The sequence below is a fragment of the Bacillus sp. NTK034 genome, from assembly GCF_017303275.1.
In the GTDB taxonomy this organism is placed as follows: domain Bacteria; phylum Bacillota; class Bacilli; order Bacillales; family Cytobacillaceae; genus Cytobacillus.
Window position 1 is genome coordinate 346,835 of the sequence record NZ_JAFKOJ010000004.1, and the last position, 16,689, is coordinate 363,523.

General features: G+C 41.0%; 17 protein-coding genes and 1 riboswitch. Of the genes, 12 read left to right on the forward strand and 5 right to left on the reverse strand.

The annotated features are described in order from the left end of the window. The first annotated feature begins 77 nt into the window (after nucleotides 1-77). The 6 genes from JI665_RS14630 to JI665_RS14655 all read left to right on the forward strand — a co-directional run bounded on the left by JI665_RS14630 (nucleotide 78) and on the right by JI665_RS14655 (nucleotide 7,130). On the forward strand, nucleotides 78-986 hold the full coding sequence (locus JI665_RS14630; RefSeq protein ID WP_206840293.1) for a LysR family transcriptional regulator: 909 nt from the start codon (nucleotides 78-80) through the stop codon (nucleotides 984-986). Between the two features lie 624 nt (nucleotides 987-1,610). Next, nucleotides 1,611-2,456, forward strand: a complete 846-nt coding sequence (locus JI665_RS14635) for a DUF72 domain-containing protein (RefSeq protein ID WP_206840294.1) — start codon at nucleotides 1,611-1,613, stop codon at nucleotides 2,454-2,456. 76 nt (nucleotides 2,457-2,532) lie between these two features. Beyond that, on the forward strand, nucleotides 2,533-2,835 hold the full coding sequence (locus JI665_RS14640) for a YunC family protein (RefSeq protein WP_206840295.1): 303 nt from the start codon (nucleotides 2,533-2,535) through the stop codon (nucleotides 2,833-2,835). A 361-nt stretch (nucleotides 2,836-3,196) separates the two neighbouring features. Then, complete coding sequence (locus JI665_RS14645) at nucleotides 3,197-4,291, forward strand: HD-GYP domain-containing protein (protein ID WP_206840296.1); 1,095 nt, start codon at nucleotides 3,197-3,199, stop codon at nucleotides 4,289-4,291. Between the two features lie 71 nt (nucleotides 4,292-4,362). Then, nucleotides 4,363-5,109 carry a sporulation protein YunB gene (gene yunB / locus JI665_RS14650; protein ID WP_206840297.1) on the forward strand — a complete coding sequence of 249 codons (747 nt, stop codon included), beginning with the start codon at nucleotides 4,363-4,365 and terminating at the stop codon, nucleotides 5,107-5,109. A gap of 65 nt (nucleotides 5,110-5,174) precedes the next feature. Then, nucleotides 5,175-5,381: riboswitch (Lysine riboswitch) on the forward strand. A gap of 171 nt (nucleotides 5,382-5,552) precedes the next feature. After that, complete coding sequence (locus JI665_RS14655; RefSeq protein WP_206840298.1) at nucleotides 5,553-7,130, forward strand: Na+/H+ antiporter NhaC family protein; 1,578 nt, start codon at nucleotides 5,553-5,555, stop codon at nucleotides 7,128-7,130. Between the two features lie 92 nt (nucleotides 7,131-7,222). Here the strand turns inward: JI665_RS14655 and JI665_RS14660 are convergent, their stop codons facing one another. Further along, nucleotides 7,223-8,104 carry a YsnF/AvaK domain-containing protein gene (locus tag JI665_RS14660; protein ID WP_206840299.1) on the reverse strand — a complete coding sequence of 294 codons (882 nt, stop codon included), beginning with the start codon at nucleotides 8,102-8,104 and terminating at the stop codon, nucleotides 7,223-7,225. Nucleotides 8,105-8,567: 463 nt separating this feature from the next. Between JI665_RS14660 and JI665_RS14665 the strand changes: the two genes are divergently transcribed. Then, on the forward strand, nucleotides 8,568-10,085 hold the full coding sequence (locus JI665_RS14665) for a sodium-dependent transporter (RefSeq protein WP_206840301.1): 1,518 nt from the start codon (nucleotides 8,568-8,570) through the stop codon (nucleotides 10,083-10,085). Continuing rightward, nucleotides 10,085-10,192, forward strand: coding sequence for a methionine/alanine import family NSS transporter small subunit (locus tag JI665_RS14670; RefSeq protein ID WP_206840302.1), 108 nt, complete (start codon nucleotides 10,085-10,087; stop codon nucleotides 10,190-10,192). Before JI665_RS14665 ends, JI665_RS14670 begins: the two co-directional genes overlap by 1 nt. 44 nt (nucleotides 10,193-10,236) lie before the next feature. Here JI665_RS14670 and JI665_RS14675 read toward each other — a convergent pair whose 3' ends face one another. Beyond that, nucleotides 10,237-11,229 (reverse strand): M23 family metallopeptidase, encoded by a 993-nt coding sequence (locus tag JI665_RS14675; RefSeq protein WP_206840304.1) that lies wholly within the window; start codon nucleotides 11,227-11,229, stop codon nucleotides 10,237-10,239. 497 nt (nucleotides 11,230-11,726) lie between these two features. On the opposite strand from JI665_RS14675, the gene lipA reads away from it, so the two are divergent. Continuing rightward, nucleotides 11,727-12,644, forward strand: a complete 918-nt coding sequence (gene lipA, locus JI665_RS14680) for a lipoyl synthase (RefSeq protein ID WP_206840306.1) — start codon at nucleotides 11,727-11,729, stop codon at nucleotides 12,642-12,644. A 148-nt stretch (nucleotides 12,645-12,792) separates the two neighbouring features. Here the strand turns inward: lipA and JI665_RS14685 are convergent, their stop codons facing one another. Beyond that, nucleotides 12,793-13,479 carry a YhcN/YlaJ family sporulation lipoprotein gene (locus JI665_RS14685; protein WP_206840308.1) on the reverse strand — a complete coding sequence of 229 codons (687 nt, stop codon included), beginning with the start codon at nucleotides 13,477-13,479 and terminating at the stop codon, nucleotides 12,793-12,795. A 166-nt stretch (nucleotides 13,480-13,645) separates the two neighbouring features. Here JI665_RS14685 and JI665_RS14690 point away from each other — a divergent pair, with 166 nt between their 5' ends. Continuing rightward, a complete protein-coding gene (locus tag JI665_RS14690) occupies nucleotides 13,646-13,921 on the forward strand; it encodes a YutD family protein (protein ID WP_206840310.1) in 276 nt (91 codons plus the stop codon). 84 nt (nucleotides 13,922-14,005) lie between these two features. Here the strand turns inward: JI665_RS14690 and JI665_RS14695 are convergent, their stop codons facing one another. Both JI665_RS14695 and JI665_RS14700 read right to left on the reverse strand, forming a co-directional pair. Continuing rightward, nucleotides 14,006-14,293 (reverse strand): cytosolic protein, encoded by a 288-nt coding sequence (locus JI665_RS14695; RefSeq protein WP_113883627.1) that lies wholly within the window; start codon nucleotides 14,291-14,293, stop codon nucleotides 14,006-14,008. Between the two features lie 101 nt (nucleotides 14,294-14,394). After that, nucleotides 14,395-14,661, reverse strand: a complete 267-nt coding sequence (locus JI665_RS14700; protein WP_206840312.1) for a DUF3055 domain-containing protein — start codon at nucleotides 14,659-14,661, stop codon at nucleotides 14,395-14,397. A gap of 306 nt (nucleotides 14,662-14,967) precedes the next feature. Between JI665_RS14700 and JI665_RS14705 the strand changes: the two genes are divergently transcribed. Beyond that, the gene (locus JI665_RS14705) at nucleotides 14,968-16,221 is read left to right on the forward strand and encodes an EAL domain-containing protein (protein ID WP_244671202.1); all 1,254 of its coding nucleotides are present in this window, start codon (nucleotides 14,968-14,970) and stop codon (nucleotides 16,219-16,221) included. Between the two features lie 15 nt (nucleotides 16,222-16,236). Next, nucleotides 16,237-16,677 carry a DUF86 domain-containing protein gene (locus tag JI665_RS14710; RefSeq protein ID WP_206840315.1) on the forward strand — a complete coding sequence of 147 codons (441 nt, stop codon included), beginning with the start codon at nucleotides 16,237-16,239 and terminating at the stop codon, nucleotides 16,675-16,677. Nucleotides 16,678-16,689 lie beyond the last annotated feature (12 nt).

The following is a 16,689-nucleotide window of genomic DNA, read 5'->3' on the forward strand; positions in this document are numbered from 1 at the left end:
AAAAATTTTCAATAGTATATTATATGGCTTTTTCTTTAATATGGATTTATAGATATCTAAGGGGTAGGTGTAGAATATTGGAATTAAGACAATTAGAACATTTCATGGCTCTTTGTGAAGAAATGCATTTTACAAAGACTGCAGAAAAACTAAGGATTGGGCAACCTACTTTAAGCTACCAAATGAAAGCTTTAGAAGATGAACTAGATGTTCGTTTATTTGATCGTTTAGGAAAGAAAATAGCAATTACAGAGTCTGGTAAAATCCTTCTTGAACACTGTAAAATGGTATTCGCTAATTTAGAAAGTGCTAAAGAACAAATAGAAGAGCTTCAAAATGTTAAAAGAGGAAAACTAGTAATTGGAACCCTTTCAGGAGATTTAAATCAAATTGCATCCACGGTATTAGTGGAATTTCATTCCATTTTTCCGGATGTCCAAATACAGATTTTCTCTCTAGATGATGTGGTTGAAAATGTTATACAAAATAAAGTTGATTTAGCCTTGACACTATTGCCAGAAAAAGATGAAAGGTTAACAAATATTTCATTATACGAAGAAGAATTTCTCTTAGCCGTACAAAGGAATCACGTTTGGTCAAATAGAAATTCGATAGATTTTAAAGAGATTCAGCGCATACCCTTAATATTAAATCCTATAGGCCACTGTTTTAGACGATCACTTGATGCAGCCTGCATTACATCAGGAATTCAAATCAGGCCAATCATAGAATTAACTGATTCAATATCAATATTGAATCTAGTGAAGAAAGGGATAGGAGCAACTATAATATCTAATACACTTTTTTCTCTTGAAAATGAAGGTGAATTGAAGGCGTTACAGATTATGAATCCAACTATTATTAGGGAAGTCACCATTGTACACCATAAACAAAAACACATAGGTACTGCTGCAAAAGGCTTTATTGAATTATTGATTTCATATGTGAATAGAAATAAATTAGGTGCCTATAGTGTAAGTAATTAACCTCGTCTTAGGGATTTTTCACTTGTTTAGCTTACCTATTAGTAAGTAAAGCAATTTTGGATTTAAATACTTTTCAGGTACTTTTTATTAGATTGCGATGCACAAAAAATCTTAAAAAACTAGAGAAAAATACTACTAAAGCTTTTGAAAACCAAGACTTTAAAAGTCTTTTTTAACAATTTTATTCTTTATTTAAGACTAAATTAAGTTAAATGGAAGGTTTCACGGGTTAATAGATATTTACGATAAACCGTTTACCAGTCATGGTAAGCGGGTTTTTATATTGGGAGGATGGTTTAGAATCACGTAAAACTTTTTGCTGATAAAGGTAGAATCTTTTAAAAATTTTATGCATGCAGGAATTTTCATAATTAGAACAATTGAAGTTGCTGTTATATCAAAAAATTTGATGATATTTCGCTAATAATGAGGTTACATTTGGAAAATTGAATGTAAAATTGTTAAAGTTGATTATATATAGCTTAATAAGCCCTATATACACTTTTTATAGATGGTCTCCATGCCCTAAAGTGGGGCTTTTATCGAAAATTCCCTGCTTAAGAGGTGTTTTTATATAAATATTAAATTTTACCTTCTTAAAAAGAAAAAAACGGAGGTGTTTTAATGATTATCATAGGCGTAACAGGCTGGGGCGACCATGATAGCCTTTATGCTGGCAATATTTCGCCGAGAGATAAATTAAAGGAGTATGCCGGCCATTTTCCGACTGTGGAGGTGGACTCTGCTTTTTATGCGGTGCAGCCAAAGCGCAACTCTTCCAAATGGGTAAAGGACACGCCTGAATCTTTTCAATTCATAGTCAAAGCCTACCAGGGCATGACCGGCCATCAGAGAGGCGAAATCCCCTTTGAAAGCAAAGAAGAAATGTTTGAAGCTTTCAAAGACTCATTGGAGCCTTATATCGAATCGGGAAAACTGGCTATGGTGCTGTTTCAATTTCCGCCATGGTTTGACTGCAAAAAAGCCAATGTCGACTATCTTCGCTGGTGCAAAGAGCAGATGGCAGATATCCCATGTGCCCTGGAATTCAGGCATCAATCATGGTTTCGGCCGGAGTTCAAGGAAAGTACATTAAGGTTTATGAGAGAAGAAGGCTGGATTCACAGCATCTGTGACGAACCGCAAGCCGGTGAGGGTTCAGTTCCAACTGTCCTGGAAACAACCAGTCCTGATAAGGTGCTTGTTCGGTTTCATGGCCGTAATTTTCATGGCTGGCAGAAGAAGAATGGAGACAACTGGCGCGAGGTCCGCTATCTTTACCGCTATAACGAAAAAGAACTGGCTGAATGGGCAGAACATCTAAAACAGCTTGAGAAAAATTGTAAAACTGTATTCGTCGTCTTCAATAACAACTCTGGCGGTGACGCGGCAGACAACGCTAAACAAATGATCGAAATGCTGAATATCGAATACCAGCAGCTCGCTCCCAGACAGCTTGATTTATTTTAAGCGGTGCCTGGCACTTTCACCTTTTTTCTTGTCCGCACATATTGTGTAAGGGAAAAGGAAAGGAGTGGCGGCAAGTATGATTGATTTAAAACCGATTGATATAGATGGCCATACTTTTTTGAGTGTATCGGTGCAATTGCCGAAGACCAATCTGCTGGCGGTAACGAATGATAAAGGGTATATCATGTGCGGCGCCCTTGATGTAGCATTACTGAATGAGAAGCTTAAGGACCGCAAAGTAATTGCCGGCAGGGCGGTCGGCGTAAAAACCATAGAGCAGCTGTTAAATGCCCCCCTTGAATCTGTCACTTATGAAGCAGAGGAACTGGGCATAGTTAAAGGGACTATTGGAAGAGAAGCACTTTTAAAAATGATCTAAAGGCATGCCTTAATAGGGCTGTCTTTTTTTATTTGGTCATATACGAGCCTTCGCCGCACATAAATTTTTATCTGCACGTAAAAAAGGGTTATCCGCACATAAATTTTTTTATCCGCACATAAAAACAGCTATCCGCATATAAAAAAAGGTTATCCGCACATAAAATACATAATTGAGGAAAATAGCTCCCCGGAGTGAAGACAGGCACCCTAAAGTTATCCTTAAAAACGGCATAAGAATCAATTTTCATAAAAACTGTGAGAACTTCCGCCAATGCCGGAATTTTGTCGTATAATGTAAATAAAACCAAATTATACCCGAAATAAAAAGTAGCACTGAAAAAAGGATATGGGAGATACATATGAGATTAGCAGCAACCAATACAATTGAGACTGGCAGCGTTTTGGCCAAGGCTATATATAATGACAAGGGTCAGGTCCTCTTGCATGAAGGTGTGGAGCTGGCTGATAAATTGATACATAAATTGCAGGAAATGGGTATTACTTATGTGTATATAAGGGATTGGCGCACTGAGGATATCCAATATAGGGACCCTCTGACTGCCAAAATGCGCACGAAGGCAATCGAAACCATAGAATCTGTTCTGAAGGAAGTAGAAGCAAATAAAGATTTATCAGACTCTTTAGTGATTGAGAAAGCCTCAAAACGGCTATCAGGGCTAATTCGTCAGCTAATCGGTGAAATAAGGGGAAATAGAGAGCTGCTTTCGATCCTATCAGACGTTTATACATATGACCACTATATTTTCACACACTCCCTGAATGTAACCCTTTATTCTCTGGCAATCGGGATGAAGCTACAGCTCCTGCCAAAGGAACTTGAAATCCTGGGGCTAGGTGCTATTCTCCATGATGTAGGTAAAATGAAGGTGCCAGCAGATATTCTTTTGAAACCGGGTAAATTGACAGCTGAAGAATTTGAATCAATAAAGAAGCATCCTGAAGATGGATTTAATATATTAAGAAAAGTAATGACGATTCCGCTCCTTGTTGCACATTGTGCCTTTCAGCATCATGAGCGTTTGAATGGCTCCGGCTACCCGCGCGGCCTTGAGGGAGACGAGATACATGATTTCGGCAAGATTATTGCGATTGCAGATGTGTTTGATGCAGTAACATCTAATCGCATTTACAGACAGGCTATGCTCCCGCATGAAGGCCTGGAGATTTTGTATGCAGGGGCAGAAAAGTTATTTGATAAGAGGATAATAGAAGTTTTTCGTCAAGCGGTCGCGGTATATCCTGTGGGTGTTACAGTCGAGCTGAATGATGGCAGGAAAGGTGTTGTCTGCCGGCAGAACACGGGTCTGAGTGATAGGCCTGTCATCCGCGTACTTGAAGAAAAGGGCAGGAATGTGGAGCCGTATGAAGCAGATTTGAGGATTGAATTGAATTCTGTCATTATAGGCTGCGATACGACTTTTGTACAACAATAAACTATTTTGGATTTTTGAGCCTAGTTCCCTCTTTTACAGCATACATATAGCTTGTAAAGGGGGGATTTGTTTTGGCAAAATTTCGAGGCCGGCTGCCCCGGAAAGGTCCTCTGCCATTTCGCTATGTATTTCTGTTGACCTTTATATTTTTCGTCATCTCAACTGCTGCCGGCCTATGGATTATCAACGAAGGGCTTAAGCCCACTCTCATGAGCTATGCCGATTCACAGACAAGGAAAATCGCATCATTGGTGATAAACAATGCGATTAATAAAAAAATTACCAATGTGATGGATTTGGAAGATATGTTTGAAGCAAGTGAAAGCGGGGTTGTCAGCATAAACGTAGAAAAGCTGAACAGGGTCAAAGCGGAAGTAACCGAACTTGTTCAGGATAATATTAAGAAAGCGGAAAAGGGCGATTTGGATGCATTGGAGTCCTTTACAGATGTGGAAATTACTACGGAACAAATGCAGAATACAAATGGAATAGTTTATTACGTGCCGCTTGGCCAGGCAACCAATAATGCGCTTCTCGGAAACCTGGGTCCCCGGATACCGGTTAAATTTAATGCAGTTGGTTCTGTTACCTCCAACTTTATAACGGAAACAAAGGATCACGGCATTAATAATGTTGAAGTGAAGGTACTGGTCCGTCTGGATGTGCAGGTTCAAATCATTATACCTTTTGCCACCAAGATTATCACTGTACAGGAGGATGTACTGGCCGCTTATGGCATTTATCCGGGAAAAGTCCCGCAATTTTACAATGGCGGAGGGGGCACCTCGCCTTCAATAGAAATACCGGCCGGCCAATAACACTTGCAAAAAGATTAGTATTTTGATAAAATTTCAATATAATTTCATAAAAACCTTATCATATCCGATGGGGTAGAGGCGCAAGATTTAAGAGTACGCTGTGCGAGGATGACAACTAGGACCGCAGCCGAAAGGGAATGTTGCCGAAGCATGATTAGTGAGTCAGAACTAATCTTGCTGGGGTTACTTCGAATAGGAGTAACACTGTCATTATGAGGGGAAAGTATGAATATACTTTGTCAAAGCCTTCATAATGGGGAGCTACAGATCGTGATGGAGAAACTAATTACTTCAAAAGAGTAATGATAGATTTTTCTCTATCGTTACTCTTTTTTTATTTTGACTCTGTCATCATCCTTGTTGTTCCCCTACGAAAAGCTACAGGCGCCCGCTTATCGGAGCCTGTAGCTGGACACCAATCAAATTTCAGAGGAGGACAAGTAATGGCAAACACGATTTTCTCCCTTCTGCCGCCTTTGGTAGCAATCGCCATGGTTATCCTGACCCGGCGCGTATTGCTGTCATTGGGAGTGGGGATCGTAACAGCCGCACTATTGCTGGCTGAATTCAGCATCACAGAAACATTCAGCATCATTTGGGATGCTGTAAAAGGAATTTTTGTTTCAGACGGAGAGCTGAACACCTGGAATGTATATATTATTTTATTCTTGCTTGTATTAGGAGTTATTACTGCATTTATATCTATTTCAGGCGGAAGCCGCGCTTTTGGAGAATGGGCGATGAAGCGGGTCAAGACCCGTGCAGGCGCACAGATTGTCGGAGCTGTTTTAGGTATTATCATATTCATTGACGACTATTTCAATGCTCTGGCTGTCGGCCAGATATCACGTCCGATTACAGACCGCCAGCGTGTATCCCGTGCGAAACTTGCCTATTTGATTGATTCCACATCAGCACCTGTTTGTGTGGTTTCACCGGTATCAAGCTGGGGAGCATACATTATTGCGCTGATTGGAACTATCCTTGCTGCCCATAATGTTACCGAGTATTCAGCTTTCTCGGCATTTATTCAGATGATTCCAATGAATCTTTATGTATGGGCTACCCTCGCTATTGTGTTTATTGTTGCATTAAGAGGCCTTGAAATTGGACCAATGAAGGTTCATGAGAAGCGTGCAGTTGAAGAGGGGCTAGTAATGGATCCTGAGAAGCCGGCGCCTGGTGAACTGAAGGATGACCTTCCTACAAGTTCAAAAGGATCGGTCGGAGATCTTGTGTGGCCGATAATAGCACTTGTCATTGGTACAGTGGGCTCGATGTTTTGGACTGGGTCACAGGCGGTTGAAGGAAGTGCGACCATTTTACAAATATTTGAGAATACAGATGTCTCAAAATCTCTTATCCTTGGAGGCCTGGTGGGTCTATTGGTATCATTGGGACTATTCTTCCGACAAGCCTATGCTTTGAAAGGTGTTAACCCAAATGTTTTTGGTAAAGGGGTATGGGAAGGCATTAAGTCTATGCTTCCAGCTGTCTATATCTTGCTGTTTGCCTGGGCGATTGTTGATTTGATCGGCCGTCTGGAAACTGGAAAATATTTAGCCGGTCTTGTGGAAAGTTCAAATATGAGCACATCATGGCTTCCGCTTTTACTTTTTGTCATAGCTGGAATTATGGCATTCAGTACTGGAACTTCATGGGGATCTTTCGGCATCCTGCTTCCAATTGCAGGAGACATTGCTGCTGCAACAGATATCTCTCTGTTATTGCCGGCTATGTCAGCAGTTCTCGCCGGTGCAGTGTTCGGGGATCATTGTTCACCGATTTCCGATACAACGATTCTTTCATCAACCGGGGCTGGATGTAATCATATGGACCATGTGATGACCCAGCTTCCATATGCATTGATTTCAGCGGGAATCGCTGCTGTTGGTTATTTAATTGTCGGTTTTACTGGCAGTACTGCAATCGCATTACTTACAGTGGCTGTTCTTGTAGCGGCATTTGCTTTCCTTGCCCGTGGCAAAAAAGAAGCCTGGCAGGAAAATAGAGCTAGTTAAAAAACCATAGATAAAGGCTTTCTCTTTGAGAAGGCCTTTTTTGGTGTTCATCCATCATGATTAAAGAGGTCCCCCGGAAGGGACCCTTTTAATTATAGGTTGTCATTATTTCTTCTTTTAAGAGAGCGATTTAAGTCTTCATCGTCAGTAACATATTCACGGCCGCCCTCAAGATGCACTTCTTCTTTCTTGAGGTTTTCTTTAACCTGCTGCGTTTCCTGAACCTCCCGTTTGCCTACGACAATCTCTTCGGTGACAACAGGCTTTTTGGAGACTTCCACTCGCTCCTCTGTAATTGGGATCCTGATTGTCTCCTCATCTGATATTGGTGAGGTGCTTGCGCCAGTTGGATCATCCACTTTTCTTCTTTCTACATATACTTCTTCATGCTCTACCGGTACATTGATTGCTTTTTGTTCTTCCACAACGTCTTTATGGATTTCAACTTCTCCGGCTTGAACACGTTCTTTTGACACATCCAGCTGTTCTTCCCGAAGTTTTAATGATTGTTCATCTTCTTCCGCGGGATTTCTCTGCTGGCTATAACCCCCAGTGTAGGTGCTATCCACATTGGCTTCAGAAGTCCCTGCATTGGTAAGACCTGTTGCAGTATCAATTCTATCGCTGTACAAAATGATTTTTCCCTCGTTCACATAAGTTTCATATTTGCGGGCTTCATCATCTGACAAGCCCAGTTCCTTGAATTTTTCAACTGGAGAGTCACTGCTCATGCGATCATCATCAAACCATGATGCGAGACTATTTAAGAATCCTGCGCTCTCACTGCTCTCTCGATCCTTAGTTTCGAAGGTTTCTGTTTGAACACCGGTTTTATCTTCAAGAGACGTATCCAGGTGTTCTGTCTGCCCAATGATGGATAGATCCTGAACAGGGTATCCGTCATTCTGCAGTTCTTGAATGGCATTTACTACTTCCCTTTGTGAATTATAAACTCCAATAATATTGGCATCCATTTGTAAAACCTCCTTTATAGTGCTTTATGCTATATTTGGTAATGGTTAAGCACACTGGTTATATTCCCGGGACCTGGTAGACCAAACGAGGATAATATTGGCATACCGACAATATTATTTTGAATTATCTGAATAAATAACGAAAGTTTTTTACTTTTAAGAATAAATTTTACTAAGGGGGTGAGGACAAAGAAATACTTGATCAGCTTTGCTGGAATAACTCCTGGCCGAGTTGAATTCTAATGATAATTAAAATACGAGTATACTAATTTTCTTATGTGCTTTACTCTGGCAATGTACTAAAACTTATTATTTCGAAAAATAATACTATTAGGAAAATAATGTTTTGACAGATTATCAAAAACTAGCTATACTAGGCTTAGTTAGATTTAATTATCTGAAAATATAAAAAGTTCCCATTGTTCTTTTTAATTGGGAATATTTACAGGGGGTAGTAATTACTATGGATAATCGTCCGCAGTGGGGATCCAGAGCTGGCTTTATAATGGCAGCGGTGGGTTCTGCAATTGGTCTAGGAAACATCTGGCGTTTCCCTGCAGTTGCATATGAAAATGGAGGGGGAGCATTCTTTTTTCCATACTTGTTTGCTCTGCTGACAGCAGGTATACCGCTTCTGATTATGGAATTTACCATTGGCCATAAGTATCGCGGTTCAGCACCACTGTCTTATGCTAGATTAAGTAAAAAATACGAATGGTTAGGCTGGTGGCAGGTAGCCATCTCATTTGTCATTTCAACATATTATGCGGTTATTATCGCATGGGCAATGTCCTTCGCAGGCTTCTCGTTTAATCTTAAATGGGGTGACGATCCAAACGGATTCCTATTTGGAGAATATTTGAAGCTTTCTGAAACGCCAGGAGATGTAGGCGGGATTGTACCAGGAGTTTTCATTCCGTTAATAATTGTTTGGGTAGTAACACTTGGCATCCTGTTCAAGGGAATTAAAAAAGGTATTGAAATCGCGAACAAAATCTTTATTCCTGTCCTTGTAGTTTTATTCTTAATTATTGTTGTTCGCGCATTGACGCTTGATGGAGCAATCGCAGGCTTGGATGCATTCTTTAAGCCTAACTGGGAGATGATTGCAGAACCTAAAGTTTGGGTTGCAGCATATGGCCAGATCTTCTTTAGCTTATCAATTGGATTTGCCATCATGGTAACATATTCAAGCTACCTTCCTAAGAAAACGGATCTGACAAATAGTGCTTTCATTACAGGTTTTGCAAACTCTGGATTTGAACTTCTAGCAGGGATCGGGGTTTTTGCCGCATTAGGATTCATGGCTGCACAGCAGGGTGTAGGTATTAATGAAGTGGTATCATCCGGTGTAGGATTAGCATTTGTGGTATTCCCGCAAATCATTAACGAATTCCCTGCTTTTAATGGGCTATTCGGGTCTTTCTTCTTTATCTGTTTAACACTTGCGGGCTTAACATCGCTAATATCAATTGTTGAAACATTTGTTGCCGGAGTACAGGATAAGTTTAATGTGTCACGTAATAAAGCTGTTCTTGTTGGCGGCGGTTTGTCTGCTGTTATTTCCATCCTTTTTGCGACACAGGGCGGTTTATACTTCCTTGATGCAGCGGATTACTTCATTAACCAGTTTGGCGTTGCCCTGGCAGGACTTGTCCAGGTTGTAATTGTTGGATGGGTATTGAAAGAATTGAAAAATCTTCAAAACCATGCAGATGCTGTTTCCGATATTAAACTTGGAGCATGGTGGAAAGTGTGTCTAATTGGAATTACACCAATCGTTCTTGGTTATATGATGATTCAAAACATTATTACCAATGTTAAAGATAATTATGAAGGATATCCTACAAGCTTCCTGCTCTATTCAGGTTGGGGAGTAGCAATTGGAGCCATTATCTTAGGCTTTGTATTTATGGCAATTAAAAAGAACGAAACACAGACTAAACTTACGATCCCAAATGATAAGGAGGTATCTCAATAATGTCCGGTGGCGCAATTACAATGATGGTGGTTGGGATGCTCATTATCTGGGGCGGTCTGGCAGCAAGTATCATGAATGCCGTATCTAAAGCAAAACAAGCTAAATAATTGAAATTAAGGACTGTCCGTTTAAAGGGCAGTCCTTTTTTACATTATTTTCTCCTGGCTTTTATCCGATCCTGTCTTTCCCATAATCTCAAATGAGGATATGGATCATAGGACCACTCAGCATAGCCATTGTCTTTGTAGATGCCATAATGGAGATGGGGAGGGAATTTGCCTGATGTACCCGGAGGCCCGTAGCCAGAGCTTCCTACCCCTCCTATCATCATCCCGGGTTCAACGATTTGCCCAACTTTCAGGTCTTTTGCAAATCCGCTTAAATGGGCAAAGTAATGATAGTTGTTATTAATATCACGGATTCCGATTCTCCATCCCCCATATTTGTTCCAGCCTTTCATTTCCACTATTCCATAGGATGTAGCCCGGACGGGCACCCCGTAATCAGCGAAAATATCGGTTCCCTCGTGAATCCGTCTTCCGCCCCATCCTCTTGCGTCACCCCAGGTATTTCTATAGCTGTAATTGCTCCTCAGGGGGACAGGGAAGGCGTGATCATCAAGATCAAGGCGGCCGAACTGCTTATAAATCTGGGCTTTGCCGATAATGATGCCGACAGCTTTATCACGCTTATAATAGTTCCACAATCCAATTTTTAAATTATCATGGTCTGTACCATAGGAGAGAAGGAAATTGGCAAAGGAATGAAGAACATCTTCATCACTTTTCAAGCTGGCTTTTCCGTCCCCGTCCCCGTCTATTCCTATTCCGTTGAAAAATTGAATGGATGTAGGATTTTCATCAGATGGATCTGGATTCAAAATCCCCGCCCATTCTTCAGGTTTGAAATAGATGCCTGTAATGCCTTCGGCTTTGGGAATATCCCTTCTGGACTGCCTGACATTCCGTTCATACTGATCAATCCCCGCAAGGTAATACCAGGGAATATTCGTAACAGCTTCAACTTTTTTATATAAGGTCATTCTTTGTTTATATACATCAGCTGGATTTTCTTGAGCGTTCACTGTGCATAAGGAAATCAGAAAAAACGATAAGGCCGCAGCTGCGGTAAATAATATCCGCACGGAAATCCTCCCTTCTTTTATGGTCTGCTTATTTAGTTTGTGAGGAATAGATAATTTAATAAATATCAATTAATGGTAATACCAGAATCTTCGGCTTGTCCTCTTCAATTCATTATGATAAAGTGGCATCAGGTGAAGCCTAATCAGCTTAGTCGGAATTTGCTTATGACTGGCTTTTTTAATTGGCAAGAATGTATAAATTCTGAAATTAGATTACTGTCTGGCTCCAGCGCCTACCCCCTCGAGGTCACAAGCTTGTCTTGTTTCGGCTCCTAGGGACTCGGGGTCATAAGCCGTTTCTTTCAGAAGGAAAAACGCCTTCTTACAGGAACCGTCCTTATGCCTGTCGTCCCTGGGCAGTCGCCTCCACATTTCGAGCATCCTCACAAAAAGGCAAAGGACGCCTTTCTGTGAGGCTCGTCTTGTGCTTGTCGGGGGTGAACAAGGCGCCTCCGCTTTTCTATACGTCTAGCTTCAGTCTTTTAAGGAGTGGGAAAATGAGCAAAAAAGAAGAGTACTTGCGCAAGCCGGAGTGGCTGAAAATAAAGTTAAACACAAATGAAAATTACACTGGCCTGAAAAAAATGATGAGAGAAAAGAATTTGCACACTGTTTGTGAAGAGGCTAAGTGCCCCAACATTCATGAGTGCTGGGCAGTAAGAAGAACTGCTACGTTCATGATTCTTGGGGATGTTTGTACGCGTGCCTGCCGTTTTTGTGCAGTTAAAACGGGTCTGCCAACTGAATTGGATCTTCAGGAGCCTGAACGTGTAGCAGATTCAGTAGCGCTAATGAACTTAAAGCATGCAGTGGTGACAGCTGTAGCAAGAGATGACTTAAAGGACGGCGGTGCTGCGGTTTTCGCAGAAACGGTCCGTGCCATCAGAAGAAAAAGCCCTTTCACGACGATTGAGGTATTGCCTTCAGACATGGGCGGTGTGTACGATAACCTGAAAATGCTTATGGATGCCCGGCCGGATATTCTTAACCATAACATCGAAACAGTTGAGCGCCTGACTCCAAGAGTAAGAGCTCGTGCAAAATATAAGCGCTCTCTTGAATTTTTAAAGCGTGCAAAAGAGATGCAGCCAGATATCCCTACAAAATCCAGCTTAATGATCGGGCTTGGCGAAACAAAAGAGGAAATAATTGCAGTAATGGAAGACCTGCGTGCTCATGATGTTGACATTATGACAATAGGGCAGTATCTGCAGCCATCCAAGAAACATCTTAAGGTTTTGAAATACTATTCACCTGAAGAATTCCAGGAGCTGAAGGACATTGCCATGAGCAAAGGCTTCAGCCATTGTGAAGCAGGTCCTCTTGTCCGCTCTTCCTACCATGCAGATGAACAGGTAAATGCGGCAGCTAAACAAAAGCAGCTTATGGGAGAAAAGGAAATCCAGCAGGCATAAAATGAAAAAGAGTTCAGCGCCATCGCTGGACTCTTTTTTTAAAAAATGGCAAGTAAAAAACTTTAAACGTCGATTCTGTTTGCGCAAGCAGCCTGCTTTCCCCTCAAGGTATCGGGGAGGATAGGCAAGGCGCTTCCGTTCTTCGTGGTTAACGGTTTCCTGCTTTTTTGACGGTTTCTCCAAGGTCATCTTTATCCATATCATCATTTCTTTCGCCTTGCATTTCACCGTTTTCATTTTCACTATCACTCATTCTTTCTCCTTGAGGAGAGTTAAGCATTTGTTTAATTAATTGGTTGATGCCATTTTCAGCATTTCGGCCATCGGAATCAACCGTTGCATAGTTTTCAACATTTTTTCTTAAGGATGTATCATCACTTACATAGACATGATACCATCTTGGAACAACAGACATGGCCATCTTTTTAACCTGATCAGCTGTCTGATTGCGATTTTTGGTGTCAGTGTTATATACGATCAGGACTTCTTCGTCGGTAACAAGTGTGGAGATATCATCCACATTCGGCACTTCAGTACAATATTTCCCAATAATATCTGCCACCTGCTCACGGTCGATAGCAGCATAATGGTCCGCTGAAACGTTGTCTCCCATGATTGGGCTTTTTTGATGGCGGACATATCCAAAGTCTTCGCTAACATTGTTTCGGCCATTTCGGCCGTTGCCCATATCTCTATTATACAAATCGGCACGCTGGTCATTAACATTTATTGTGTGACCGGTTTCTTCATAAATATCTTCTTTTGCGGCATTGTTTTGACAGGCAGTCAATGCAGCCATACCACTTATACCAATAATAATTAGTGGTTTTTTCACTATAGACACCTCCTCATCTATAGAATTGCCACAGCTGAATTTTTTTCTCTTAGTAATTGATGGGGAATCAGTTATAATTTAATTAGGACAATTCATTGGTTTGTTTTCATATCCTGTTATTTCCAATATAATATTTGTACATATGCTCTTAAGAAGAGGTGAAAAAATGGTTTGCATTAATAATGTTTGTTATGAATTAATTCAAGAAGAACGGAATGGTTTCAATGAGGAAGCATTTCGGGGTAGATATAGCGAAATTTTATCCAGATATGACTATATTGTTGGGGACTGGGGATATGGACAGCTTCGTCTCCGCGGTTTTTTCGATGATCAGAACCAGAAGGCTTCATTTGATACAAAAATCAGCACACTTACAGAATATCTATATGAATTCTGTAATTTCGGATGTGCCTATTTTGTTGTGAAAAAAGTGAAAAGCTAAAAAAGGGCTGGGGGAAACCCTGCCCTTTTTTGAAATACTGTCCGGCTCCAGCGCCTGCCCCCTTGAGTGTGCTTGCGCTTTTTTTTAAGTCTCTGTATATGGCGGCTCTTCGTTTTTATCAGGGTCATCATGCGGCGGGTGCGCCCCTGGCATTTGCCGCGGCAAGTTTTGGTGAAGGGACTTAAATTCATAATTGAAGGCGCTGTAATAGCGCTGGCCCTCTCGCCATGGGGTGCTTTTGTTCTCTACCGGCTCATCCGCATTTCTGGGAGAGCCATAGGCACCTTCAGGCAAGTCCTCGGGAATAAGGAAATTCCTTTGCGTTTCCACATTTGAGAAATCGGTGTATGTGCGTCTTTCTTTATCGTCCATGCTATCACTCCTTTGGAAGTTATATGAGCAGGGTCTTTAAAGAAGAAAAAGGAGAACCCACCAAAATAGGTTCCCCCTTAGTATCTGTTTATTATCGTATATTAAACGATTTCCATTAGAAATGACTTAAGCTCCTCTGCATCTTCCTCTGAAAGCTGAAAGACATGCTCAAGATAGCCTTCTTCCTTTAAATCATCTTCTCCAATAATGGCGAATCTGCTTCCCTGGATATCAAGGACCAATTGTTTGCCGTAATAGCGATCGGAACGAACAATAGCCAAATCGAATCGCTGGTTTTCTCCCATAAAGCTGACGAATCTGGTTTTTGTATCTTCAAGATCATCATATAAGAAAAAGCGTTCTGCCAAATATAACACTCCTTAGTTGTTTTATATCCAATTATAGCATGTCCTTAGTAGGTTTATGTCCGCAGGTGATGATTCTTTTTTCTCTTTTCACCCTTGAATGGGTGCGAGTGCAGCTGGATTGATAATTTTTTCTATCAGAGGAATAAATACTCAATTCAAAATATTGTGATACAATAGCTGGTAGGGTAGCATAGTAATAAAGGCTTATAGGCAATTTAAAAATAAAGCTGGCACCTGAGAGGAATGAAAGGTATGGTCCACCATTACATAAAGAGATTTAATCCGATTGGAAATTGGGGCAAACTTATGCTTCCTTTAAATAAGATAAAGTATTTCCCTCCCCAATTCATTATTCGTGACCCGGTTGCAGAAGGAGTAAATCTGGCGCTGAAACAAGGTTTTGAAGTGGCCGTAGCTGTTTTTAATTTTAGAAATTGGCAAGACCTGTCCGAACAGCTGGGTGAGCTTTCTTTCAGACAGTTTATAAAAAACATCAAGAAAATATTTCTGGCTGTCATTCAGCGGGAACTTGAAGATAATCAAATTATTATCCTTCATGATCATTATAGCGATGGCCTTGCCTTAATATTGAAAGTGGACCATAGCAGGGATTGTGTGACAGAGATTGATCAAACACTGAAAAAAATTGTCAGGGAAGCTGAAAACTACATAAATATTGATACACCTCATATAAAGCAGGTTATTGATGCGGGATATATGTTTGTTGAAAAGAAGCATCATTCGTCTGTTCAGGAAGCAATTTGCAAAGCCCATCAGCATGCTCTCGCAATGGCCGAAAAAAGGGCAAGATCCGAGTTTAATGAAATGATGTACAAAATGAATAAGATTATAGCTAAAAAGGATATCAAAATGCTGGCACAGCCCATTATTAATGTGGCTACAGGCGAGGTGAAGGCATGGGAAATGCTTACACGAGGCCCGCACGGCACTTCCCTGGAAAGCCCTCTTCAGCTTTTTACCATTGCGCGGCAGACGGGCAGTCTTTATGATCTGGAGCTTATCGTATTTGAGAAAACACTCGAACAAATAACCAAGACAGGCTGCACCCAGGATATATTTATTAACTTCACCCCGATTACAATGGGGAATGAAAGGTTTGTCAGGGACGTAAAGAAAATGCTCACAGGCTATAAAAATATCCCCCCTGAGCAGATCACACTTGAAATTACTGAACGTGATCCCATTGAAGGTATTGAAAACTTTATATACAATATAAAGGTATTAAGAACATTAGGATTTCGGGTGGCTGTGGATGACACGGGTGCAGGTTATGCCAGTTTAAATTCCATAAGTGAGATTATGCCGGATATTATAAAAATCGACCGTTCCGTCATTAAAGGCATTGATACGAACAGAGTAAAAGAATCCATGCTGAAGGGTCTTCTTTTAGTGGCGAAAGAAGCGGGTTCACTGGTGGTTGCCGAGGGAATTGAAAGTGAAGGGGAGGCTTCGGTTCTATTCAGAAACAACGTCGATTTAGCTCAGGGATATTTCTACGCTCGGCCGGATACTTTAACCAAGAGCCTGAAATCTTCATAGGAGGAAGGAAGCATTATGTATTTCGTAGACAGGGAAAAGATCGAAGACACACTTAGTTATCTGGAACAGCAAATCTCCCTTTTTGAAGAAGTGAAAGAGTGGACATCCCCTATTGAAAAGGCAGCCTTGGAACGGATTGCCCAAATTATGATCGAAGCTGTCCTTGATACTGGAAATACGATGATTGACGGCTTTATCATGAGGGATCCAGGCAGCTACGATGATATCGTGGATATTCTTGACGACGAAAAAGTAATCAGCAAAGAAATGAGCAATAGCTTTAAACAGTTCATTACATATCGTAAAATGCTCGTCCAAAATTACACAGATGTCAATCATGAGGGGCTAATAACAGCTATAAACAGTCATATGCCCATGATTAAAGAGTTTCCGGGCAGGGTCAGGGAGTATTTAATCAATGAGCTGGGACCGGTTTCTGCTTTTAAACCTCAATAAAGATCGGAGAAA